Origin of the sequence: Falsiroseomonas selenitidurans, assembly GCF_012103215.1 — a bacterium.
GTDB classification, from domain to species: Bacteria; Pseudomonadota; Alphaproteobacteria; order Acetobacterales; family Acetobacteraceae; genus Falsiroseomonas; species Falsiroseomonas selenitidurans.
In genome coordinates this window covers 39,858-61,082 of sequence record NZ_JAAVNE010000032.1, presented here as the reverse complement: position 1 = coordinate 61,082, position 21,225 = coordinate 39,858, and the positions used below count along the sequence as shown (strand labels likewise).

Sequence of the window (21,225 nt, the reverse complement as noted above, 5' to 3'; positions counted from 1 at the left end):
CACACAACGCCGACCCGAAGCCCTTCCGCTGGACCGCACCTGCCGACACCATCATCAGCAAGCACCAGCGCGGGAAACGTCTGCTGGAATCACTCCACTAGAGCCGTTTCACCGTCTTCGCTTGCGGTGAAACGGCTCTAGTCTCGCACCACGCGATACAGCGCCGCGTGGAAGGCCAGGCCGGGCGGCGGCGGTACGCGCAGTTCCGCCTGCATCCGCCGCGCGGCCGCCTGGAAGGCCTCCGGGCTCTCCCACACCGCGACATTGATGAGCTGGAAGCGGGCATCCGGCAGGATCGCCTGGTGCAGCCGGGTGGAATGGTAGCCGGGCTGGCGCGCCAGGAAATCCCGTGAGGCTTCCCAGAAGCGGATGGTCGGCTCCAGCGCGCCCTGCGGCACGTCGAAGACATTGATCAGCGTGACCGGCTGCGCCTGAGCGGCAGGGGCCAGGCCAAGGCTGCCGATCAGCAGCGCGGCGGGAATGAGGCGTCGCATCGTCCTTGCTCCGGTGGCGGGGGTGAGGGAAGGGCGCGGCGTGCCACCTGCCGCCGCGCCGAAGCGGCAGGGTCAGGCGGGTTCGGCCTCCTCAGGCTCCTGCAGCCGGTCGCGCAGCAGGCGCAGCGTGGCCAGGGTGCTGGCCAGAAGGGCCGGGTCGACCGCCTCGGCCAGCGCGGCGGCGCGCGGCGCCCAGGCGGCGCTGGCGGCGGCATAGGCGGCTTGGCCGGGCGCGGTCAGCTGCACCAGGGGCGCGCGGCGGTGGTTCGGGTTGGGCGCCAGTTCCAGCAACCCCTCCGCCACCAGCTCCTGGACAATGCGGCGGACATTCTGCCGGGTCAGGCCCATGGCGCGGGCGACATGCGCGGTGGGGCCCGGATGCGGCGCCAGCGCCACCGCCCCCAGCACCTGCCAGCGGGCGGAGGTGAGGCCGAGCGGCGCCACCACCCGGTCGCCCGCGGCCAGCAGCCGTCCGTTGAGGCGGAACACCTCGACGGCGATGTCGGAAATCCAGGCCTCGGGGGTGGGGGTGGTGTCCATGGGTGCGATGAACACCAATTGGTGCTATGTTGTCAATCTCGATTTGACGAGGCTGCGGTACGATCCGCGCCCATGGCAGCGCGGCCCCTGCTAGTGCGATGTGCTGCCACGTGTTTGCGGAACCGCCAGGCGATCCGCCCGGCGCGAAACGGCTCTAGCTTATTGTTTAGACGCATTTTCTGAGTCGCCTTGCGAGGTTGCAAGGCTTGAAAATGCTCCTAGTCATCCGGCGCGCCCTTCGTCTCCTCCGTCACCCCCGGCGGGTCCGGATACAGGTCGGACGGCACCTTGGCCTTCGGGTTCCGGGTGGTGCCGCCCTGCTGCACCTTGGCGGCGGTGTCCTTGGTGGCGGGATCGGCGCTGTTCATGCGCGCCGTGGCGCCGGTCGGGAGGGGGCTGGGGCGGTTTTGCTGGGTCATCGCCCGGCAACGCGCGCCGGCCGCCTTGGCTCCCTGGCGCAGTGGCCGCCCGCTCGGCATGATCCGCCCCGGCCGAACCCGAAGGACGCCGCGCCTGGCGCGCCGCGGCGACCTCATTCTCCATGACGCCACGCGGTTCGACGGCACCGGCGGGCCGCGCCGGCTGGGCGATAGCGGCGGGGGGAGACCGGATCGCGGCCATCGGCGATCTCGCCCGGCGCCCTGCTGGCCTGCGGCGAATGCCGCCGCCGGGGCGGCCGGCATGAGGGCCGCCGGATCATCCCGGAGGCCATCCTGCGCGAGGCCTGGGTGCCGCCGGCACGCTCGCCCTGGTCCGGCCAGTCCCATGGCCCGGGCCGCTGGATCACGGAGGCGCAGGGCCAGAAGGTGATCCCTGCCTGGGCTATGGCGGGCAGATGCCGAATCGGTGGCCGGCGCTTGGCCTGACCGTGGCGAGGACCTGGAACCCGATGGGCCGCGGGTGCGCGGCCAGGTGCGGACCCGGGACGCATTGCTGGTGGACGGCATCCTGCCGGCCCTTCTCGGCGCGGTCTGATCCGCCTCAGCGGCAGCGCATCGCCACGCTTTGCCGCGTGAGGGTCTGCACGCAGACCTTCAGCGCCTCCGGCAGGACGATGCGAAGATAGGCCGAGGTGCCCTGGTAGCGGCAGACCAGCAGCACCGGGCCATAGCCGGCGAGTTCCCAGCGCGAGACATGCCGCTCTCCTTGCTGCCGGCCGCGATCGGGCGCCAGCAGGGCGGGTGCGCGCTCGGCCTCGTTGCCCGGCGGACCGGCGACCAGCCCTACCCGGTGCAGCGCGTCCCCACTGCCGGGCGGCCCGATCCGCTCGAAGCCGGCTTGCGCTTCGGCCGGCAATTGCGCCGGGCATGCGATGGGCGCGGCCGCCGCATCTGCCGTCGCGGCGAGCATCACCATCCCCAGGGCAGCCAGTGCGGTCGCTGTCGTCATGCATCCGGAGTCCGTGTCACCTCGGGAATGTTGCATCGCGCCGCGCCAGAAATCATCCGGCGCATTGTGCCCCGGGGCAACATCGCGCAGGCCGGCGCGTACCAGGATCCGGACATCGCCCGGATGGTCCATGATCACGCTGTCGCCACGCTGCAATATCGGCACCGGGAACTGGATCGGCCATGCCAGAAGGCGGAGTTCGGCCATGACTTCTGGCCCTCATTGCCCGGCGAATGATCTCGATCAGATTGGTCGCCGCGCCGAAATCGCCAGCGAAGTTCAAAATGAAGCAATCATCTTCCGATGAACGCATGGCATTGGCGGGCCTCATGCAGCAGCTGCGAATGCTGGATGCCTGGCGCGACCTGATGGCGCCTGAGAGAGCTTTTGAGGACATTGGCGGGTCGGCGGTACGGCGGTTTTCCACCCCCGCGGCGTTGTGAAACCTGCCGATGCAACGAGCATCGGCCGCATTTCGCGCCCTGCGCATCCGCAGCCGCCAGCATCCCCAAACGGTCCCTGAGGATGGTTGCGCCATTGGCTTGTGTCACAAGATTGATCTTGAGCGCGACGGATGGCCGCGCTAGACTTAAAAAAAGTCGTCCGACGTAAAATGGCGGGGGCCAATCCTCATGGTCTGGCGTTTGCGGCAACCACCGCGGGTCACGCAGGGGACTGGCTACAAATGCTGGGCCGCTGCGCTCGAATGCTGGCTTGGTGCCACTCCAGACCGACCAAGCTGGGATCAGGAATTTCTTCTGAAATTCAGCAAATGGTATAGGAATTCTTCGAATAAATCGCTGCCTGACGGCGCCATCAATGCCGAGATCTTCAAGGAGATGGCAACGGAAGATCTACTCGGATTGTATATGGAATGGTATGAAGTGCCGAAAGGGCAAAGTCTGGGCGATGAACTTTTTCATGATTACCTGAGCACATATGGGTACCTTTTCCTGTCCTATACGCTGCTTTCAACAAGCCAGGACAGAAACGGAGGTATCCGTCATTGCGTGGTGATATGGGCGGCGGACAGGGCCGGCAATGTGAACGTGATGAATCCCTCGTCTGGCGCATACGAGAACAAGACGACCGACGATTTCACGGGCCCCTTTCTGATCGCATACCGGCCCGCCAGCTGACGGGTCGCCTGCAACGAGGCGACCAGCGCCCGGTTCCGGTCTGATCCGGGACGTCCCGCCCACAGCTTTCGAAGTGGGGCCGCCTACCCTGGCGCCCGGCCTGCCCGCTTGCCATGATGCGCCGCCTGACCAGGGGGATATGGCGCCATGGCGCTTCGCTGCGACCTCATCATCCGTGACGCCACGCTGTTCGACGGCACCGGCGGGCCGCGCCGGCTGGGCGATATCGGCGTGAAGGGGGACCGGATCGCGGCCATCGGCGATCTCGGCGGCGCGACGGCGGACCGGGAGGTGGTCGCCACCGGCCGCGCCGTGGCCCCCGGCTTCATCGATGCCCATACCCATGACGACCGCGCCGTGCTCTGCGGCCCGGCCTGCACCACCTGCAAGACCAGCCAGGGCGTCACCACCGTGGTCGTCGGCTGCTGCGGTGTCAGCCTCTCCCCCGCCCGCTTCAAGCGCATGCCGCCCCCGCCGCTGGACCTGATCGGCGCGGAGGGCTGGTGGCGCTTCGGGGATTTCGGTGACTACGCCGAGGCGCTGCGCCGCCAGGGGTCGGAGGTCAACACCTACGCCCTGGTCGGCCACCAGACCATGCGGGTGGAGGCGATGGATGGGGATGTGTCCCGCCCGGCCAATGACCGCGAGATCCACCACATGCACCAGCGCCTGAAGCAGGCGCTGGCGGAAGGCGCCTCCGGCTTCTCCACCGGCCTCTACTACGACCCCAACAAGCATGCGACGACCGAGGAGGTCATCGCGGTGGCGGAGGCGCTGAAGACCACCGGCGGCCTCTATTCCACCCATATGCGCGACGAGGCGGACCGCATCCTGGCCTCGATCGAGGAGACGATGAAGATCGGCAAGCAGGCTGGCGTCGCGGTGCAGATCAGCCACCACAAATGCTCGCTGCCGGAGAATTTCGGCCGCTCCACCCAGACCCTGCCGCTGATCGCCGAATATGCCAGGACGCAGGAGGTGGCCTATGACGTCTACCCCTATCCGGCCGGCTCCACCGTGCTGATGCCGGATCGTCTGCGCGACGATGTGAAGGTGATGATCACCTGGTCCGTCCCGCACCCGGAGTTGGCCGGCCAGTACCTCCACGACATCGCCCGCGGCTGGAACAGCGACATCAAGGCGGCCGCCGAGCGCCTGACGCCGGCCGGCCAGATCAGCTTCCAGATGGATGAGGAGGATGTGCGCCGCATCATGGCGCATCCGCTGTCCATGATCGGCAGCGATGGCATCCCGCACGACGCCCACCCGCATCCGCGCCTGTGGGGCACCTTCCCGCGCGTGCTCGGCCATTATGCGCGGGGGCTCGGGCTGTTCTCCATGGAGACCGCCATCCACAAGATGACGGGCCGCTGCGCCGAGGCCTATGGCATCGTTGACCGCGGCGTGCTGGCCGAGGGCGCCTATGCCGACCTGGTGCTGTTCGACCCCGCCACGGTGATCGACGCTGCGACCTTCGAGACACCGACCCTGCCCAGCCTCGGCATCGAGGAGGTCTGGGCCAATGGCGTGGCAACCTTCCGCGCCGGCTTCGGCGAGAAGGGCGGCGCCACGGGCGAAAGGCCCGGGCGGCTGGTGACGCGCCATCGCGCCTGAAGAACCTCGGCCCTGGTATGTGCCGCCGCCCGCCAATGATTCGGGCGCGGCCGCCGCATCGGGGGACCGGAAGGGCGACCGGCCGGCCCGCACCGCGCGCAATGCCATGATCGGCGCGCTGCTGCTGCTGGCCGCGCTGGTCGGCGGCGCGCAGTTGTTCAGCGGCAGCTGGACCGCGCCCTTCGAGATGACGCGCTACATCAAGGCCGGGCCGCGCCAGGGCGCCCGGACCCTGGAGCGCGACCTGCTGGCCGCGCATCCGCCGGGAAGCTCCATGGGGCCGGTCTATGCCGTGCTGCAGCGCATGGGCTTCGCCTGTGGCGGCCTGGCCGCGCCCGGCCTGCCGGAAACCTGCCGCTTCCGCGCCCGGAGGTCGGAGCGGGAGGTGCTGAGCGCCCAGGTGGATTTGCGGCATGACGGGCTGGTGTTGCAGTCCATCGCCGTACGCATGGATGTGGCGCCGAACTGAGCTTTGATCGGGTCAGTATCCCTGCCACGATCAGCGCATGGACTGGTTGCCCCTTTTCGGTTTCGCCATCGCCTCCTCGGTCACGCCGGGGCCGAACGTGCTGATGGTGGCCGCCGCCGCCGCCGGGCATGGGATGCGCCGCGTGCTGCCGCACATGCTGGGCATCACCGTGGGCTTCGGCGGCATGATCCTGCTGGTCGGGCTCGGCCTCGCCGGGCCGCTCTTGGCCAGCCGCCTGCTGCACGAGGTGCTGCGCTGGGCGGGGGCGGCCTGGCTGCTGGTGCTGGCCTGGAAGATCGCGACCGCCCCGCCGCCCCAGCCCGGCCAGGCCGCCGCGGCGCGGCCGCCGCTGGGCTTCATCGGCGGCGCCCTGTTCCAATGGGTGAACCCCAAGGCCTGGATGATCGCCGCGGCCGTGGTGCCGGCCTTCACCCGGCCCGGGGAGCCGATGCTGCCGCAGATCCTGGCCATCGCCCTGGTCTTCCTGGCCATCACCATGCCCTGCCTGCTGGTCTGGGCCGGCATCGGGGTTTCCGCCGGGCGGGTGCTGCGCAGCCCGGCGCGGCTGCGCGCCTTCAACATCGCCATGGCGCTGCTGCTGGTGGCGAGCCTGGTGCCGATGCTGCGGTAGAGGCCGCGCCGGTAGACGGAAGCGGATTCGCGCCCTAATCCCGGGAAGCCTACCGGGAGAACCGTCGATGGACATGCAGCACCCCGCCGCCGATCCGCATGCCGAGATCCGCGAGGAAGTCCGCAAGCTCTGCGCGCGCTTCCCCGGCGAGTATTGGCGGGAGCTGGATGCGCGCCGCGGCTACCCCACGGAATTCGTCAACGCCCTGACGGAAAGCGGCTACCTGGGCGCGCTGATCCCCGAGGAATTCGGCGGCGCCGGCCTGCCGCTTTCGGGTGCCGCGGCGATCCTGGAGGAAATCCAGTCGAGCGGCTGCAATGGCGCCGCCTGCCACGCGCAGATGTACATCATGGGCACCATCCTGCGGCATGGCAGCGCGGCGCAGAAGGCGCAGTACCTGCCCGCCATCGCGGAGGGCCGCCTGCGCCTGCAGGCCTTCGGCGTGACGGAACCCACCAGCGGCACCGATACCACGGCGCTGCGCACCACGGCGCGGCGTGAGGGCGACCGCTACATCGTCAACGGCCAGAAGATCTGGACCAGCCGGGCAGAGCATTCCGACCTGATGCTGCTGCTGGCCCGTACCACGCCGCGTGACCAGGTGGCGAAGAAGACCGAGGGCCTGTCCACCTTCATCGTCGACATGCGGACCGCGAAGGGCCTGACCATCCGCCCGATCCGCACCATGATGAACCACAATTCCTGCGAGGTCTTCTTCGACAACATGGAGGTGCCGGCGGAGAACCTGCTCGGGCAGGAGGGCCGCGGCTTCCGCTACATCCTGGACGGCATGAATGCCGAGCGCCTGCTGATCGCCGCCGAATGCATCGGCGACGCCAAGTGGTTCATCGCCAAGGCCAGCGCCTATGCCAAGGAGCGCGTGCTGTTCGGCCGCCCGATCGGCCAGAACCAGGGCGTGCAGTTCCCGATCGCCAAGGCCTACGCCCAGATGCGCGCCGCAGAGGCCATCGTGCAGAAGGGCCTGGCCAAGTTCGAGCGTGGCGAGAACTGCGGCGAGGAGGCGAACATGGGCAAGATGCTGGCCGCCGAGGCCAGCTGGGCCGCCGGCGAGGCCTGCATCAACACCCATGGCGGCTTCGGCTTCGCCGAGGAATACGACATCGAGCGCAAGTTCCGGGAGACGCGGCTGTACCAGGTGGCGCCGATCAGCACGAACCTGATCCTGTCCTATATCGGCGAGCATGTGCTGGGGATGCCGCGGAGCTATTGAAGCGCCCGCCTGTCGGGAGGGGCGGATTGAAGGCCAGGGGGGAGGAAGCAGTGGCGCTTCAGGTCGGGGACTTCACCCAGGCGACGGGTTTCTTTACCCGGCTGATCGCCGTTGTGGGCCAACCGCCTAATGAGCTGGAGCGGCGGCTTGGCTTTCACGCCGGGCGCCTCGCCCAGGGCTGGATGCTGCTGGCCTTGAAGGAGGCGATCGCGCCGGGGGAATTCGCCTTCGCCGGCTATACCAATTCCGCGGGCGGCCGCACGGCCGCCACCCTGCCGTCCGGCGTCACCCTGCCGGTCGGGATCGATGAGGCGATGCGCTCGCGGAGCAGCGAGATCGACCGGCGGCTTGGCGCCGGCTGGTACGGCGCGCAGCGTTCCCTGGCCGAGAGCTTCGTCCTGACCGGCCCACAGCGCATCGTGAAGGTGGTTCCGCGGATGCGGCACATGGCGGCGATGCCGGATGAGGAGCAATACCCGCCGGGCTCCGGCGTTCCGCAATGGATCCTCCTGAAGCCCAAGCGGTTCATCGTCGCCGCCATCGTGCGCCCCTCCGCCATGCATCTCGGTGGCGGCGCCGACGGGCCGATCCCGGCCCGATGGGCCGACCCGCTGGCGCTGGGTGCGCTATGACCGACGCGTCCCGCCCCCTCGCGGGCCTGCTCGTCGTCGCCATGGAACAGGCCGTCGCCGCGCCGACCTGTTCCGTGAAACTTGCCGATGCCGGCGCGCGCGTGATCAAGATCGAACGCGCGGAGGGCGACTTCGCCCGCGGCTACGACACGGCCGCCGCCGGCCAGTCCAGCTATTTCGTCTGGCTGAACCGGGGCAAGGAATCCCTCGTCCTCGACATCAAGCAGCCTGACGACAAGGCACTGCTGGCGCGCATCCTGGCGCGCGCGGATGTCTTCATCCAGAATCTTGCCCCCGGCGCCATGGCGCGTGCCGGCTTCGGCAGCGCCGAGCTGCGCGCAAGGCACAAGCGGCTGATCACGGTCGACATCTCCGGCTACGGGGAGGAAGGCGACTACGCCGCGATGAAGGCCTACGACCTGCTGGTGCAGGCGGAATCCGGGCTGGCTGCCATCACCGGGCATCCGGCCGGGCCGGGGCGCGTGGGCGTCTCCGTCGTCGACATCGCCTGCGGCATGAACGCCCATGCCGCGGTGCTGGAGGCGCTGATCGCGCGCTCCGTCACCGGGCAGGGCACCGGCATCGCCGTGTCGCTGTTCGACGGCATGGCGGATTGGATGAACGTGCCGCTGCTGACCTATGAGGGCACCGGCCGGGCGCCGGCCCGCGTCGGCCTCGCGCATCCTTCCATCTGCCCCTACGGCGCCTTCGCCACGGCGGATGGCGCGCTGGTGCTCATCTCCATCCAGAATGAGCGCGAATGGGCCGCGCTCTGCGCCGCCATCCTCGCCGAACCCGCCCTGGCGACCCAGCCGGGCTGGCGCAGCAACAATGAGCGGGTGGCCAATCGCCCCCTGGTCGATGCCAGGGTGGCGGCCGCCTTCGCCGCCTGGGACCGGGATGCGGCCGCGGCGCGGCTGAACCAGGCCGGCATTGCCTATGGTTTCGTCAACGGCGTACCGGAACTGGCCACCCACCCGGCGCTGCGCCGGCTGGTGGTGGAAACGCCGGAAGGCCCGGTAGCCATGGCGGCGCCGGCTGCCAGGTTGGCGGCGCCGCGGCGCTATGGCGCGGTGCCGGCGCTGGGTGCCCATTCCGCCGCCATCAGGGCGGAATTTTGCGCAGAGTGTTAGGCAGTTCATGCGCTTAGCGCATATCTGCACCGCGGCACTTTCGCCATGTTGCACTGCAAAAAACCCCTTGCGACCCCCCTCCGATCCCACTAGATTGTGCATCGCAGCAACACGGCCTGGCCGGGTTGTCTGTCTTTCTTGGACGTTTCCTCCCTAAACTTGGCGGAGCCGCAAGGCTCCGCCTTTTTTTTCGCGCGCAGCTTTCGGTGGTGTCCGCAGCCGTGCGGATCAGCGCAGCGCGGACCAGTCGGCGCGGGCCAGCGCCCCGATCAACCGGCCGAGATCCCGCGTCAGCCCCTGCATGCCGGGCGCCCGTTCCAGCCGTGCCTCGTTCATGTAGAGCCGCCGCGCGATCTCGATCTGCAGCGCGTGCACGCCTTCGCGCGGTCGGCCGTAATGGCGGGTGATGTAGCCGCCGGCATAGGGGTCGTTGCGCCGCACCCGGTAGCCCAGGCCGAGCAGCGTTTCCTCCACCAGCCGCGTCGCCCGCGGGGCGCAGGCGGTGCCATGCGCGTCGCCCAGCACGAAATCCGGCGGGCTCGGCCCATGGCCCGGATGCGCCGGCATGGAATGGCAGTCGATCAGCAGGCAGCAACCGAACTGCGCCTGCGTCTCCGCGATCAGCCCGGCCAGCGCGGCGTGGTAGGGCTGCCAGTAGCGGCGGATCCGCGCCTCGGCCTCGGCAAAGGCCAGCTTGTGGCGGTAGACCGGCTCACCGGAGGCCACCACGCGGGCGATGGTGCCAAGCCCGGCGCCGACGCGCGGGCTGGCACTGTTCACCCAGGCGGGCAGGGGGCCGTCGAACATGCCGGGGTCCAACTCCCACGGCTCCCGATTCGCGTCGCAGAAGACCCGCGGGAAGGTGGCGCTGAGCAGCGGCGCGCCATGCGCGGGGGCGGCGGCGAACAACTCGTCCACGAAGCAATCCTCGCTCCGTCGCAGCGACGTGGGGTCCAGCCTGGCCTCCGCCAGGAAGGCGGCGCTGTAGTGGGTGCCACTATGCGGCGAGGCGAAGACCAGCGGCACGGCTTGCCGTGGCGGCCGCGTCACCAGGAAAGGCGGCGGCTCCGGCGGCAGGGCATTGGCGGGAAGCGGCATGTCCATCGAGCCGTCGATGAAGCCACAGCGGGGGCCGGCTTGTCATCCCCCGTGCCCGCATCCTTCGAGCCGGCGGGCTTGCGCAAGCTGCGCCGCTTGGCTATCTCCACGCCCCTGGATGGGCGCGTAGCTCAGCGGTAGAGCATCGCCTTGACACGGCGGGGGTCACAGGTTCAATCCCTGTCGCGCCCACCATCCAGCCCCCTCCCAGCCTGAGACCGGTCCGGCGATTGCCCCTTGCGGCAGCGTTGACCGGCGGCGCGGCCTGACGCATTCCTGGCCCACCATTCGGGAGGAACAACATCATGCGCCGCCGCCACCTGCTTGCCGCCAGTGCCGCCCTGGCCGCACCCGCCCTGCGCCCCGCCGCCGCGCAGGCCGCGGTGACCATGCGCCTGTCGCACCAATTCCCGCCCGCGCACCACAATGCCCGCGTCATCGCCGCCTTCGCCGAGGATGTGAAGGCGCGCAGCAATGGCCAGGTGGCCGTGCAGGTCTTCCCGGCGGAACAGCTCGCCAAGGCCGGCGAGAACTTCCCCGGCGTCGCGCGCGGCGCCTTCGAGGCCGCGGCGGCGGTGAATTTCCAATGGGGCACCACCATCCCGGAAATGAACGCCCCCACCATCCCCTACCTGTTCACCGACATCGCGAAGATCCGCCGCTTCCCGGGCAGCGAGGCGGCGAAGTTCCTGGAAGGGCTGCTGGCGCGCCGCGCCGTGATGAACCTGATGTGGCTCTACACCACGCGGCAGAGCATCTTCACCTCCAACCGCAAGCCGATCATCACCCTGGCCGACTTCCAGGGCATGAAGATCCGCGGTCTGAACGCGCTGACCGACCATGCGCTGACCGCCGTCGGCGCCGCGCCCTCCGCGATGCCGGGGCCGGAGGTTTCGCCCGCGCTGCAATCCGGCGTGTTGGATGCGGGGCTGACGGATGTCTCCGCCGCCGTGTCCCGCCGCTACTACGAGATCCAGAAGTTCGGCACCGTGGCGCCGTATTTCTCCGTCATCAGCCATGTCTATGTGAACCCGCGCTGGTTCAGCGGGCTGGCCGCGCCGCACCGCGCCGCGATCGAGGCCGCCGCCCGCAAGGCGGAGCAGGACCAGATGGACGTCACCGAGGCCACCGCCGCTTCCGCCGTCGGCACGCTGCGCGAGCGCGGCATGACGATCCATGAGCAGACGGCGGCCGAGACTGCCACCTGGACCGCGACGATGCAGCCGCCGGTGATCGCCGCCTTCAACCGCCTGGCGCCGGAAGGCGGGCCGCGCTCCATCGAGCTGCTGCGCGCGATCCCGACGGCCTGATCATGCGGATGGTGGAGCGCGCCGTGGGATTGGTGGCGCGCTTCGCCGGCGCGCTGGGCGCGGTGCTGACGGTGCTCTGCGTGGCACTCGTCGGCTACGCGGTCGGCATGCGCTACCTGCTGGGCCAGCCGGAGCCCTGGACCGACAAGGTCGCCGGCTGGCTGGTGGTGGGCGTGGTGATGCTGGCGGCACCCGAGGCGCAGCGCCGCTTCGAGCATATAGGCGTGGATGTCGCCCGCAGCCGGCTCGGCCCGCGGTTGGCCTGGGCGGCGCATCTGCTGGGCACGCTGTCGGTCGCTGCGGTCGCCGCGGTGCTGCTGGATGCGGGCATCGAGATGGTCGAGTTCAGCCGCATGATCGGCATGATGACGGATCTGGAAGGCGTGCCGGCCTGGTGGGTCCAGGCGCTGCTGCCGGTGGGCGCGGCGCTGCTGCTGCTGGTGGCCTTGGCGCAGAGCCTGCTGCTGCTGCTGGGTCTGGCGCCGGCGCATCTGCCCGACGACACCGAGGAGATCCCGCGCGACCCGCTCGCCCGGGCGGAGTGAGGCGCGCGTGACCTTCTTCCTGCTGCTCGGCGGCCTGGTGGCGCTGCTGTATCTCGGCATGCCGATGTTCGCGGCGCTGTTCCTGCTGCCGCTCGGCGTCCTGTTCTGGACCGAGGGCGCGGTGCCGGCGCTGGGCGAGATGGTGGTGGGCAAGCTGGACGGCTACCTGCTGGTGGCGATCCCGCTGTTCATGCTGATGGCGCACATCATGGTGCGCGGCCGCGTGGTGGACGACCTCTACAACGCCGCCTTCGCGCTGCTGCGGCGCGTGCGCGGCGGCGTCGGCATCGCCACGGTGGCCGCCTGCACCATCTTCGCCGCCATCAGCGGCAGTTCCGTGGCCACCGCGCTCACCATCGGCAAGATCGCCATCCCGCAGATGCTGCGCTACGGCATGTCCCGCCGCGGTGCCTTCGGCGTGGTGGCCGGTGGCGGCACGCTAGGCATCCTGATCCCGCCCTCCGCGCCGATGGTGCTCTACGCCTATGTCACGGAAACCTCGGTCGCCGCGCTGTTCCTGGCGGGGCTGATCCCGGGGCTGCTGATGGCGGCGATGTTCGCCGGCTACTGCTTCATCACCGAGGGCCGCGCCACGGTCCCGGCCGATGAGCCGGTGCCGGAATCGGCGCAGAGGGCGGTGATGCGCGCGGGCTGGTCGCTGTCGCTGCCCATCTTCGTGCTCGGCGGCATCTATCTCGGCATCTTCACCGCGACGGAGGCGGCCGGCACCGGCACCATCTACGCCCTGCTGATCGCAGCCCTGATCTACCGCACCCTGACCTGGCGCGACCTGATCCAGGGGGTGGGGGAGGCGACGCGCACCTCCGCCATGCTGCTGATGATCATCGCCGGCGCCGCCATCTACGGCTACATGCTGACCAAGCTGCAGGTGCCGCAGGAGCTGACGCGGCTCGTCGCCGATTTCGGCCTGGGCCGGACCGGCTTCCTGATTGCCATGATGGTGCTGCTTTTCCTGCTGGGGCTGGTGCTGGAGAGCTTCTCCATCATCCTGCTGACCATGCCGGCGATCCTGCCGCTGCTGGGCGTGCTCGGCATCGACAAGGTCTGGTACGGCATCCTGCTGACATTGAGCCTGGAGATGGCGCTGATCTCGCCGCCCGTGGCGCTGAACCTCGTGGTCATCAAGGCCATCACCGGCGCGCCGCTGGCCGAGGTGAATCGCAGCATCTACCCCTACATGCTGATGCTGGCCTTCGGCACGGCGATGCTGATCGCCTTCCCCGACATCGCGCTGTGGCTGCCGCGGGTGGCGGGCTACGGGGGATAGGGCGGCTTCCGCCCTGGCGCCTACAACGGGCCGGGGCGGCCGAACAGCCAGCCCTGGCCGAAATGCACGCCGAGCGACTGCATCGCCTGCGCCGCTTCCTCCGTCTCGATGCGCTCCGCCACCACCTGCGCACCCACGGCCAGCGACAGGTCCACCATGGCGGCGACGAAGCTGCGGTCCCTTTCGCTGCTCAGTGCCGCCTGCACATAGGCGCCATCCACCTTCACATAGTCGGTCGGGAAGGCCTTGAGGTAGCGGAAGGCGGCGGCACCGGCGCCGAAATCGTCGATGCACACCGGCACGCCCCGCTCCCGCAGGCTGCGCAGCGTGGTGGCAGCTTCGGCATCGTCCTCGATCTCGGCGCTTTCCGTCAGTTCCACCATTACCCGCCCGGCGCCGATCCGGTTGCCGTCCAGCAGCGCATGCAGCCGCGTGCGGAAGCGGGGCGACTGGGCGGAGAGGCCGGAGATGTTGAAGGCGATGTGCTGGCCCTGCGGCACCGCCACGGCGGCCGAGATGGCCAGCGCCGCCACCGCCAGGTCCAGCTCCTCCGTCAGGCCCACCGTCTCCGCCAGGGAGATGAAGTCCTGCGGGCCTTCGCCGGGCTGCAGCACGCCGGGCGCCAGGCGGATCAGCGCCTCATGGTGGTGCAGCCGGCGCCGGGCGAGGTCCACGATCGGCTGGAAATCCAGCCGGAAGCGCCGCTGCGCGATGGCCAGCCGCAGCGCCCCCGCGCGCTGGGTGACGCGGGCGACGACGCCACCCAGCCCATCCTCGAACCCCGCATCGCGCAGGCCCGCCGCGCCGAAGCGGGCGAAGGCGCCCAGGCCATGGCGCAGGGCGCGCGCTGCCTGGGCCGGGGTGAGGCCGTCTGCCGCAAGCCGGATGGCGGTGACGGCGGGGCTGCGCGAATCCGGCCCCAGCAGCCCTTCCAGCCGCCCGGCCAGATCCGCCAGATCCGGCAGCGCCGAGCCTTCGCCCGCCAGCACGCCATAGCGCCCCGGGGCGATTTCCGCCGCCATCAGCCCGGCATTGTCCAGCATCAGCCGCTCCAGCACCGCTTCCGCCGGTGCGGCGCCGGGCAGGTCGATCAGGGCCAGCTCCTCCGCCTGGCCACCGCGCAGCCGCTGCCCGGCTTCGCGCAGCAGGGCGGCGGCATCGGCCGGGCGCAGGTCGGGCGGTGCCGGCAGGGGCGCGAAGGCCAGGCAGAGCCGCGCCGCGTCATCGGCCGAGAGCAGGTGCAGGCCGGAGACGGAGAAGGGCGTGTGCGCGGCATCCGCCAGGCGGAAGGCGGTGGGCGCCAGCCGGCCGCGGCCGGGCAGCATGGCCAGGGCCGCGGCGAAGGCCGGGCGATCCTCCGGCGCGATCATGCGTTCCGGCTCGCTGCCCAGGAAGGCTTCCGGCGGCTGGCCGAGGCGTGCGCGGAAGGCGCCGGCGGCGAAGCCGATCCGGCCATCCTCCGCCACTTCCACCAGCAGGTCGGCGGCTGCGAAGGCGAAGGCCACGAACCGCTCGCGGTCTCCGAGGGGGCGGGCGGGTCTGGTTTCGGCCATGCGGCAAACTAGCCGCGCAGGCGTTTCGGAAAGGTGTGCGCCGCCGCCGGAACCAGGCCGGCGGCGGCGAACCGAAATCGCCTCAGGCGGCGGCGAACCGATATCGCCTCAAGCGGCGGAGAACCGATATCGCCTCAAGCGGTGGCGAACCGGAACCGCCTCATGCGGCGGCGAACCGGAACCGCCTCAAGCGGCGGCGGCCTGGACGCTCCCCGCCACCGCATCCTCCGCATCCAGCGTTGCGGCGACGGCATGGACCACGGCGGCGATGCGCACCGCGGCCTGCACCTGTTCCTTGCTCAGCCCGCCATGCAGCACGATCTTCTCGTGGCTTTCCATGCACATGCCGCAGCCGTTGATGGCGGAGACCGCCAGCGACCACAGTTCGAAATCCACCTTCTCCACGCCCGGCTTGGCCATGACGTTCATCCGCAGCTTCGCCGGCATGTTCGGGTAATCGCCACCCACCAGATGCGTGAAGCGGTAATAGACATTGTTCATGCCCATGATGGCAGCCGCGGCCTTGGCGGCGGTCAGCGCCTCCGGCGACAGCTGCGCGCCGAACTCGGCGACCAGCGCCGCCGTCAGCGCCGCATTCCGGCTGGCAATGGCGGAGGCGACGAAAGTGCCGGCCCGCTGCTGCTGCGTCAGCGCCGGCTCGGTGGCCAGGGAACCGATGTTCAGCTTCAGGTCCCGGGCATAGTCGGGCAGCCGGGCGCGGATCTGTTCGAGCGACATGGGAGGGACCTCAACAGGGCGGGGGAGGGGACGCCACACGGGCCCTGACCGGCAAGGCGCCGGCAGGCGGGGCAGGCGGAGGGGCCGGTCGGCCCCCCCGGTATCACGCAGGAAGGGTCGAAATGACGGCCTCAGGCCGCCTTCTCGAACAGCTCCTGCGGCTTCAGCACGTCCTTGCCCTTCTCCCAGTTGCAGGGGCAGAGCTCGTCCGTCTGCAGCGCGTCCAGCACGCGCAGCACTTCCTGCGGGTTGCGGCCCACATTCAGCCCGTTCACCGCCGCCCACTGGATGGTGCCATCCGGATCGACGATGAAGGTCGCGCGCAGCGGCACGCCCTCGGCCTTGTCCAGGATGCCCAGCGCCGCGGACAGCTCGCGCTTCAGGTCGGCAAGCATCGGGATCTCGAGGTTGCGGATATCCTCGTTGTAGACGCGCCAGTTCAGGTGCACGAACTCGCTGTCCGTGGACACGCCGTACACCACGGTGTCACGATCCGCGAACTCGCCGGCCAGCTTGCCGAAGGCCGCGATCTCGGTCGGGCAGATGAAGGTGAAGTCCTTCGGCCAGAAGAAGACGACCTTCCACTTGCCGGAATCCGTCGTCTCGCTGATCTCGGTGAAGGACTTGCCCGGGCCCAGCAGGCCCTCCTTGCCCGCCTTCACGGCGGCCAGCTTGAAGGCGGGGAACTTGTCGCCAACGGTCAGCATGCGGTCATCTCCTGGGGAGGGGTGGTCCGGTTCGCGTCACGGCCTTGGCCGCCACGGCGCGGATATGGCGCAGTGCAGCAAAGCGTGCCAATGAATAGTTTTCCAGGATTCAATCGGTTTCATCGATCATGCTCCTGCCGAGCCCGCAGCAACTCCGCTATCTGGTGGCGCTGGCCGACCATGGCCATTTCGGCCGCGCCGCCGCCGCCTGCGCCGTCACCCAATCCACCCTCTCCGCCGGGTTGATCGCGCTGGAGCGCCAACTCGCCGCCTCCCTCCTCGAACGCGGCTCGGCGGTGAAGCGGCCGGTCTTCACGCCGCTCGGCCTGGAACTGGTGGGCCGCGCCCGCGCCGCGCTCGCCGCGCTGGAAGCCGTGGCGGAAACCGCGGCCGCGGCGCGCGACCCGCTCTCCGGCCCGCTGCGCCTCGGTGTCATCCCCACCATCGGCCCCTTCCTGCTGCCACGGCTGATGCCCGCCCTGCGCAACAACTACCCGCGCCTGCGCCTGTGGCTGCGCGAGGACCTGACGGAACGCCTGGTGGCCGGGCTGGAAGCCGGGCGCCTCGACCTGCTGCTGCTGGCCCTGCCCGTCGCCGGCACCATGGAAACCCTGCCGCTGGCCACCGACCCCTTTGAACTCGCCCTGCCGGAAGGCCACCACCTGGCGGAACGCGATTCGGTGCCGGTTTCGGCGCTGGCCGGCGAACGCCTGCTGCTGCTGGAAGACGGGCACTGCCTGCGCGCCCACGCGGAAGCCGCCTGCGGCCTGCCCCGCGGCCTGGCGGGCCAGGCCGACGAAGGCTTCGCCGCCACCAGCCTGCACACCCTGGTGCAAATGGTCGCCGGCGGCCTGGGCGTCACCCTGCTGCCCCGCCTCGCCATCACCGGCGGCATCCTGGGCGACACCCCCGTCACCACCCGTCCGCTCGACAGCATGGCCAGCCCCGGCCGCATGCTCGCCCTCGCCTGGCGGCCCCGCAGCCCCCGCGCCGCGGAATTCGCGGGCCTGGCACCGACGGTGGCGGCCGCGCTGGGGTAGCGGGCACCGGTCGCGCCCTTGCTCAATAAGAACAACTTATGCGCGCCATGGAAAAGGCCCCGATTAACCTCCTGTGACAGGATCGGATGCGGCGATGTCCTGAGCTGCTGGAGAGTGGCCAGCAGCGTCATCACACCCGTCGCCGAAAGGGAGTGGGCAATGGCATTGCGTCGGAGATCAGCGCTTTTCGGCAGCCTTTCCGCAATGGCCCTTGCCGCGCGGCCAGGCTTCGCCACCGAGAATGCGACCCTGCGGATCGGCGCGCGCGCTCCGATCACCTCCATCGATCCGCAATTCTTCAGCTACTCGCCGAACATCGCCGTCGGTCACATGATGTTCGAGACGCTGGTCCGCGTCGACGAGCAGTTGAACCCGAAGCCCGGGCTGGCCGAATCCTGGCGCCCGCTGGGCCGCGACAAGTGGGAGTTCAAGCTGCGCAGCGGAATCAGGTTCCACAACGGCGAAAGCTTCGATGCCGAGGATGTCGCCTTCAGCATCGCCCGCATTCCCCAGATTCCCAATTCGCCCTCGCCCTTCACGCTCTATATCCGCGAGATCAAGCGGGTCGAGGTCATCGACCCGCTGACCCTGCATTTCCACACGGATGGCCCGGCCCCGCTGGTTCCGGTCAACCTGCGCAACATCTTCATGCTGAGCCGGAAGATCCACGGCAGCGCGACGACGAACGATTTCAACGATGGCCGCGCCGCGATCGGCACCGGGCCCTTCCGCTTCGTCTCCTTCGAGAACAAGGAGCGGGTCGTGATGACGCGCCATGACACCTATTGGGGGGAGCGGCCCGCCTGGCAGCGCGTCGAATACCGACCGGTCCCCTCGGATCCCGCGCGCAGCGCCGCCCTTATCTCGGGCGACCTCGACCTGATCGCGGATGTCGCCGCCGCTGACCTGCCGCGTCTGCGCGGCGACCGCAACCTCGGCGTCGCGGAGGCCCTGTCGCGGGCGATGGTCTATATTGGCCTGAACTTCAGCGAAGGTGCGGCGCCGCAGATGACGGCGACCGATGGCAGCACCCTGGCCAGCAACCCGTTGCGCGACCTCCGCGTGCGGCGGGCGCTGTCGCTGGCGATCGATCGTGCGGCGATCGCGGAGCGCATCATGGGCGGCGCGGCGGAGCCGACGCTGCAGCCTTCGCCGGCTGGTGCCTTCGGTCACGACCCGCAGCTCACCGCGTTCCAGCCCGACCTGCGCGAGGCACGGGCGCTGCTGGCCGCGGCAGGCTATCCTGACGGGTTCCGCATCGTGCTGAGCGCGCCAAGCGACACCATCGCCAACGGGTCGCGCATCGCGCAGGCGATCGGGCAGATGTGGACCCGCATCGGCATCCGGCCGGAGGTCGAAACACAGCCAGGTGCTTCCCTCAAGGCCCGTGCCGACCGGCAGGAACTGGGGGCCTGGCTGCAGACGTTGATCGCCTCCGGTGGCGAGCCTTCGCCGATCATCATTGCCGGCCTCGCCACCTTCTCCCGCGCCAGCGGCTACGGCTCCTACAACAGCGGCCGGTATTCGAACCCGGAACTGGACGGGCTGCTGCGGGAAGGGCTGGGCGAGCTTGACGATGCGCGGCGGGAAGAGATCTTCCGCCGCATCGCCCGGATCATCGCCGGCGATCTCGGCGTCATCCCCCTGCACACGCCGAAGCTGAGCTGGGCGATGCGCGGCAATCTCGGCTTCCGCGCCCGGGCCGATGGCTCGACGCGCGCGCAGAACGTCTTCCGGCGCTCATGACGCCCGCGGCGACAGGGCACCGGCGATCCCCCGCGTTGCAGCACTTCCTCGCCCGCTTCTGTGCGCTGGTGACGCAGCGTGCAGCGCCCATCCCCGCGGCCTCGGCATTGGCGGCGGCGGTGACGGCGGCGGTCGAGCGCGTGGCGGAGCCCGGCAGCGTTGCACCGGCGCGCCTTCCGGTCTGCCGGCGCTTCATCCCGACCCTGCGCGGCAGCCTTGATGCGGCGGAGGAGGTGGCGGCGCTGGCGCGCTGCCTGATGGCGATCGAGCCCGGGCTCGCCTGGCGCCGGCGTCCAGGGGCAGCGGCCGATGGGGTCGGCTTCGAGGCCAACCACGCCAACGCCACCATCCTCGGCCAGGGAGGCCTGGAGACGCGCGACGATCTGCGGATCGGCGTCAGCCTGCTTGGCCCCTCCACCACCTATCCGGAGCACCATCATCCGCCGGATGAGATCTACCTGGCCCTGTCGACTGGGGAATGGCGCCAGGATGACGGCCCCTGGTTCGCGCCAGGCCTCGGCAACATCGTCTTCAACCGGTCCGACACCCGGCACGGCATGCGGTCGGGCGAGGCGGGGTTGCTGGCGGTCTGGGTCCTCTGGCCCACCAGGGCCGTTTGAGGCCCGATCCCCTCGATGGGATCCGGTGCCCGCCGAAGGCGGGTGGGCGGCCGAACGGCCGCGCAACGTGGCATGCAGCCAAGCCGGCGACCGAGACGGTGCGCGGACACGATCACCGGGATCGGCAATGAGGTGGAAGTTCGGGCCACCAGGGTCGGTTGAGGCGCCGTAGGAGCGGTTTCACCGCAAGCGAAGACGTTGAAACGGCTCCGGCTTATTGTTTCGACGCATTTTCCGAGGCGCCTTGCGAAGCCGCAAGGCTTGAAAATGCCCTAACGCAGCGGCTTGGCGTCGAAGGCAGGCGGGCCGCCCTCGCGCAGCCGCAGGCGGCACAGCGTCGCGAGTTGCGCGGGAAGCGGACCGAATTCGCGCGGCTGTGCCACGAGCACGAGGCGCCGGATGGCGAGCGGGCCGGGCAGCGGATGGCAATCGATCAGCCCCGCCGGCAGGGCGGCTTCGCGGACGCAGAGCGGGGTTGCGATGGTCCAGCCGAGTCCCGAGGCGATCGCCGCCGCCACGGCATAGGTCGAATCGAACTCCTGCCGGCGGGGCAGGTCGAGGCGCAGGCGCCGCAGATGCCGTTCGATCTCGAGCCCCATGCGGGACCGCGCGTTGAAGCGCAGAAAGGGGCTTTGTGGCGCCAGGGCGGCCATCTCCGCCACCGTCCCGGGCGCCGGAACCCCGGCCTTGCAGACGAGGATATAGGGCTCCTCATGCAGCACATGGCGCTCCAGCCCCTCGGTATCCTCCACTTCCTGCGCGCCGAGGAAGATATCAAGCTGACGGGTGACCAGGGAGGAGGTCTGGGAGATGGTAAGTCCCGATAGCAGGGTCGATTGATCGGCGACCTCCGCCAGGAAGCCGGCCACCAGATCCGCAAGGGCACGGCTCAGCGAATCGACGACCCCGACGCGCAGGAAGGGGACACGCCGCTGCCCGATCTGGCGCAGCAGCGGTCCGATCTCCCGCGCGTCGGCCAGCAGCAGGCTGCCACGTTGCCGCAACACCAACCCCGCCGAGGTCAGGCTCAGCGGCCGCGTCCGGCGGTCGAACAGGGTCGTGCCGGTGCGGGCTTCAATCTCGGCGATGGTCTGCGAAACCGCAGGCTGGGTCACACCGAGGCGGCGCGCAGCATGGGCCATGCCGCCGGTGTCGCAGACCGCGAGGAAGACCTCCAGGGCCCGGAGATCGAAGGGGATGGCAGACGCTGACTCCGACAAACCAGGTTCCTCGACCGGCCGCACCGCCTCCGGGAAGGGAGGCGGGCCTTGAAGCCATCGTCAAGTCACGCAGGCGACGCCTGACGAC

General features: G+C 69.9%; 24 protein-coding genes and 1 tRNA gene. 16 read left to right on the top strand and 9 right to left on the bottom strand.

Annotated features, from left to right (window positions below; genetic code table 11):
* Positions 1-137 precede the first annotated feature (137 nt).
* The 3 genes from HEQ75_RS18330 to HEQ75_RS18320 form a co-directional block, all read right to left on the bottom strand.
* Positions 138-494 carry an antibiotic biosynthesis monooxygenase family protein gene (locus HEQ75_RS18330; RefSeq protein WP_168033350.1) on the bottom strand — a complete coding sequence of 119 codons (357 nt, stop codon included), beginning with the start codon at positions 492-494 and terminating at the stop codon, positions 138-140.
* A gap of 72 nt (positions 495-566) precedes the next feature.
* Entirely contained in the window at positions 567-1,034 is a 468-nt protein-coding gene (locus HEQ75_RS18325; protein ID WP_168033348.1) for a MarR family winged helix-turn-helix transcriptional regulator, read from the bottom strand.
* Positions 1,035-1,252: 218 nt separating this feature from the next.
* The gene (locus tag HEQ75_RS18320) at positions 1,253-1,453 is read right to left on the bottom strand and encodes a hypothetical protein (protein WP_168033346.1); all 201 of its coding nucleotides are present in this window, start codon (positions 1,451-1,453) and stop codon (positions 1,253-1,255) included.
* A gap of 427 nt (positions 1,454-1,880) precedes the next feature.
* Between HEQ75_RS18320 and HEQ75_RS28820 the strand changes: the two genes are divergently transcribed.
* A complete protein-coding gene (locus HEQ75_RS28820; protein ID WP_268887773.1) occupies positions 1,881-2,009 on the top strand; it encodes a hypothetical protein in 129 nt (42 codons plus the stop codon).
* A gap of 6 nt (positions 2,010-2,015) precedes the next feature.
* On the opposite strand, the gene HEQ75_RS18315 is transcribed toward HEQ75_RS28820, so the two are convergent.
* On the bottom strand, positions 2,016-2,630 hold the full coding sequence (locus HEQ75_RS18315) for an STY0301 family protein (protein ID WP_168033344.1): 615 nt from the start codon (positions 2,628-2,630) through the stop codon (positions 2,016-2,018).
* A 26-nt stretch (positions 2,631-2,656) separates the two neighbouring features.
* Here HEQ75_RS18315 and HEQ75_RS18310 point away from each other — a divergent pair, with 26 nt between their 5' ends.
* From HEQ75_RS18310 to HEQ75_RS18275, 8 genes are all read left to right on the top strand, one after another.
* A complete protein-coding gene (locus HEQ75_RS18310) occupies positions 2,657-2,866 on the top strand; it encodes a hypothetical protein (protein WP_168033342.1) in 210 nt (69 codons plus the stop codon).
* A gap of 189 nt (positions 2,867-3,055) precedes the next feature.
* Complete coding sequence (locus HEQ75_RS18305) at positions 3,056-3,562, top strand: hypothetical protein (protein ID WP_168033340.1); 507 nt, start codon at positions 3,056-3,058, stop codon at positions 3,560-3,562.
* 147 nt (positions 3,563-3,709) lie between these two features.
* Positions 3,710-5,176: an N-acyl-D-amino-acid deacylase family protein gene (locus tag HEQ75_RS18300; RefSeq protein WP_168033338.1), complete on the top strand. Its 1,467-nt coding sequence runs from the start codon at positions 3,710-3,712 to the stop codon at positions 5,174-5,176.
* 19 nt (positions 5,177-5,195) lie between these two features.
* Complete coding sequence (locus tag HEQ75_RS18295) at positions 5,196-5,645, top strand: hypothetical protein (RefSeq protein WP_209318636.1); 450 nt, start codon at positions 5,196-5,198, stop codon at positions 5,643-5,645.
* Positions 5,646-5,682: 37 nt separating this feature from the next.
* Entirely contained in the window at positions 5,683-6,276 is a 594-nt protein-coding gene (locus HEQ75_RS18290; RefSeq protein ID WP_168033334.1) for a LysE family translocator, read from the top strand.
* A gap of 67 nt (positions 6,277-6,343) precedes the next feature.
* Complete coding sequence (locus HEQ75_RS18285) at positions 6,344-7,507, top strand: acyl-CoA dehydrogenase family protein (protein ID WP_168033332.1); 1,164 nt, start codon at positions 6,344-6,346, stop codon at positions 7,505-7,507.
* A gap of 50 nt (positions 7,508-7,557) precedes the next feature.
* Positions 7,558-8,139 carry a hypothetical protein gene (locus tag HEQ75_RS18280; protein ID WP_168033330.1) on the top strand — a complete coding sequence of 194 codons (582 nt, stop codon included), beginning with the start codon at positions 7,558-7,560 and terminating at the stop codon, positions 8,137-8,139.
* Complete coding sequence (locus HEQ75_RS18275) at positions 8,136-9,272, top strand: CaiB/BaiF CoA transferase family protein (RefSeq protein WP_168033329.1); 1,137 nt, start codon at positions 8,136-8,138, stop codon at positions 9,270-9,272. Before HEQ75_RS18280 ends, HEQ75_RS18275 begins: the two co-directional genes overlap by 4 nt.
* Before the next feature lie 228 nt (positions 9,273-9,500).
* Here the strand turns inward: HEQ75_RS18275 and HEQ75_RS18270 are convergent, their stop codons facing one another.
* A complete protein-coding gene (locus tag HEQ75_RS18270) occupies positions 9,501-10,376 on the bottom strand; it encodes an N-formylglutamate amidohydrolase (RefSeq protein ID WP_168033327.1) in 876 nt (291 codons plus the stop codon).
* Between the two features lie 114 nt (positions 10,377-10,490).
* Here HEQ75_RS18270 and HEQ75_RS18265 point away from each other — a divergent pair.
* The 4 genes from HEQ75_RS18265 to HEQ75_RS18250 all read left to right on the top strand — a co-directional run bounded on the left by HEQ75_RS18265 (position 10,491) and on the right by HEQ75_RS18250 (position 13,513).
* Positions 10,491-10,565, top strand: a tRNA-Val gene (locus HEQ75_RS18265).
* Between the two features lie 110 nt (positions 10,566-10,675).
* Complete coding sequence (gene dctP, locus HEQ75_RS18260; RefSeq protein ID WP_168033325.1) at positions 10,676-11,680, top strand: TRAP transporter substrate-binding protein DctP; 1,005 nt, start codon at positions 10,676-10,678, stop codon at positions 11,678-11,680.
* 8 nt (positions 11,681-11,688) lie between these two features.
* Positions 11,689-12,225 carry a TRAP transporter small permease gene (locus tag HEQ75_RS18255; RefSeq protein WP_168033323.1) on the top strand — a complete coding sequence of 179 codons (537 nt, stop codon included), beginning with the start codon at positions 11,689-11,691 and terminating at the stop codon, positions 12,223-12,225.
* Between the two features lie 7 nt (positions 12,226-12,232).
* Positions 12,233-13,513: a TRAP transporter large permease gene (locus tag HEQ75_RS18250; RefSeq protein WP_168033321.1), complete on the top strand. Its 1,281-nt coding sequence runs from the start codon at positions 12,233-12,235 to the stop codon at positions 13,511-13,513.
* Between the two features lie 20 nt (positions 13,514-13,533).
* On the opposite strand, the gene HEQ75_RS18245 is transcribed toward HEQ75_RS18250, so the two are convergent.
* The 3 genes from HEQ75_RS18245 to HEQ75_RS18235 all read right to left on the bottom strand — a co-directional run bounded on the left by HEQ75_RS18245 (position 13,534) and on the right by HEQ75_RS18235 (position 16,511).
* On the bottom strand, positions 13,534-15,066 hold the full coding sequence (locus HEQ75_RS18245; protein ID WP_168033319.1) for an EAL domain-containing protein: 1,533 nt from the start codon (positions 15,064-15,066) through the stop codon (positions 13,534-13,536).
* 186 nt (positions 15,067-15,252) lie between these two features.
* Positions 15,253-15,804: a carboxymuconolactone decarboxylase family protein gene (locus HEQ75_RS18240; RefSeq protein WP_168033317.1), complete on the bottom strand. Its 552-nt coding sequence runs from the start codon at positions 15,802-15,804 to the stop codon at positions 15,253-15,255.
* A 131-nt stretch (positions 15,805-15,935) separates the two neighbouring features.
* Complete coding sequence (locus HEQ75_RS18235) at positions 15,936-16,511, bottom strand: peroxiredoxin (protein ID WP_168033315.1); 576 nt, start codon at positions 16,509-16,511, stop codon at positions 15,936-15,938.
* A gap of 125 nt (positions 16,512-16,636) precedes the next feature.
* Between HEQ75_RS18235 and HEQ75_RS18230 the strand changes: the two genes are divergently transcribed.
* The 3 genes from HEQ75_RS18230 to HEQ75_RS18220 are packed head-to-tail and all read left to right on the top strand — an operon-like array spanning position 16,637 to position 19,917.
* Entirely contained in the window at positions 16,637-17,551 is a 915-nt protein-coding gene (locus HEQ75_RS18230) for a hydrogen peroxide-inducible genes activator (protein ID WP_168033358.1), read from the top strand.
* Between the two features lie 18 nt (positions 17,552-17,569).
* The gene (locus HEQ75_RS18225) at positions 17,570-19,297 is read left to right on the top strand and encodes an ABC transporter substrate-binding protein (protein ID WP_168033313.1); all 1,728 of its coding nucleotides are present in this window, start codon (positions 17,570-17,572) and stop codon (positions 19,295-19,297) included.
* The gene (locus HEQ75_RS18220; RefSeq protein ID WP_168033311.1) at positions 19,294-19,917 is read left to right on the top strand and encodes a dimethylsulfonioproprionate lyase family protein; all 624 of its coding nucleotides are present in this window, start codon (positions 19,294-19,296) and stop codon (positions 19,915-19,917) included. Before HEQ75_RS18225 ends, HEQ75_RS18220 begins: the two co-directional genes overlap by 4 nt.
* 272 nt (positions 19,918-20,189) lie before the next feature.
* Here the strand turns inward: HEQ75_RS18220 and HEQ75_RS18215 are convergent, their stop codons facing one another.
* On the bottom strand, positions 20,190-21,161 hold the full coding sequence (locus HEQ75_RS18215) for a LysR family transcriptional regulator (protein ID WP_209318634.1): 972 nt from the start codon (positions 21,159-21,161) through the stop codon (positions 20,190-20,192).
* Between the last annotated feature and the right edge of the window lie 64 nt (positions 21,162-21,225).

Bases quoted from the DNA above. Each gene is read 5' to 3' on its own strand.
- HEQ75_RS18330 (WP_168033350.1), bottom strand. From the start codon at position 494: ATGCGACGCCTCATTCCCGCCGCGCTGCTGATCGGCAGCCTTGGCCTG.
- HEQ75_RS18325 (WP_168033348.1), bottom strand. From the start codon at position 1,034: ATGGACACCACCCCCACCCCCGAGGCCTGGATTTCCGACATCGCCGTC.
- HEQ75_RS18320 (WP_168033346.1), bottom strand. From the start codon at position 1,453: ATGACCCAGCAAAACCGCCCCAGCCCCCTCCCGACCGGCGCCACGGCG.
- HEQ75_RS18315 (WP_168033344.1), bottom strand. From the start codon at position 2,630: ATGGCCGAACTCCGCCTTCTGGCATGGCCGATCCAGTTCCCGGTGCCG.
- HEQ75_RS18310 (WP_168033342.1), top strand. From the start codon at position 2,657: ATGATCTCGATCAGATTGGTCGCCGCGCCGAAATCGCCAGCGAAGTTC.
- HEQ75_RS18305 (WP_168033340.1), top strand. From the start codon at position 3,056: ATGGTCTGGCGTTTGCGGCAACCACCGCGGGTCACGCAGGGGACTGGC.
- HEQ75_RS18300 (WP_168033338.1), top strand. From the start codon at position 3,710: ATGGCGCTTCGCTGCGACCTCATCATCCGTGACGCCACGCTGTTCGAC.
- HEQ75_RS18290 (WP_168033334.1), top strand. From the start codon at position 5,683: ATGGACTGGTTGCCCCTTTTCGGTTTCGCCATCGCCTCCTCGGTCACG.
- HEQ75_RS18285 (WP_168033332.1), top strand. From the start codon at position 6,344: ATGGACATGCAGCACCCCGCCGCCGATCCGCATGCCGAGATCCGCGAG.
- HEQ75_RS18275 (WP_168033329.1), top strand. From the start codon at position 8,136: ATGACCGACGCGTCCCGCCCCCTCGCGGGCCTGCTCGTCGTCGCCATG.
- HEQ75_RS18270 (WP_168033327.1), bottom strand. From the start codon at position 10,376: ATGGACATGCCGCTTCCCGCCAATGCCCTGCCGCCGGAGCCGCCGCCT.
- dctP (WP_168033325.1), top strand. From the start codon at position 10,676: ATGCGCCGCCGCCACCTGCTTGCCGCCAGTGCCGCCCTGGCCGCACCC.
- HEQ75_RS18255 (WP_168033323.1), top strand. From the start codon at position 11,689: ATGGTGGAGCGCGCCGTGGGATTGGTGGCGCGCTTCGCCGGCGCGCTG.
- HEQ75_RS18245 (WP_168033319.1), bottom strand. From the start codon at position 15,066: ATGGCCGAAACCAGACCCGCCCGCCCCCTCGGAGACCGCGAGCGGTTC.
- HEQ75_RS18240 (WP_168033317.1), bottom strand. From the start codon at position 15,804: ATGTCGCTCGAACAGATCCGCGCCCGGCTGCCCGACTATGCCCGGGAC.
- HEQ75_RS18235 (WP_168033315.1), bottom strand. From the start codon at position 16,511: ATGCTGACCGTTGGCGACAAGTTCCCCGCCTTCAAGCTGGCCGCCGTG.
- HEQ75_RS18220 (WP_168033311.1), top strand. From the start codon at position 19,294: ATGACGCCCGCGGCGACAGGGCACCGGCGATCCCCCGCGTTGCAGCAC.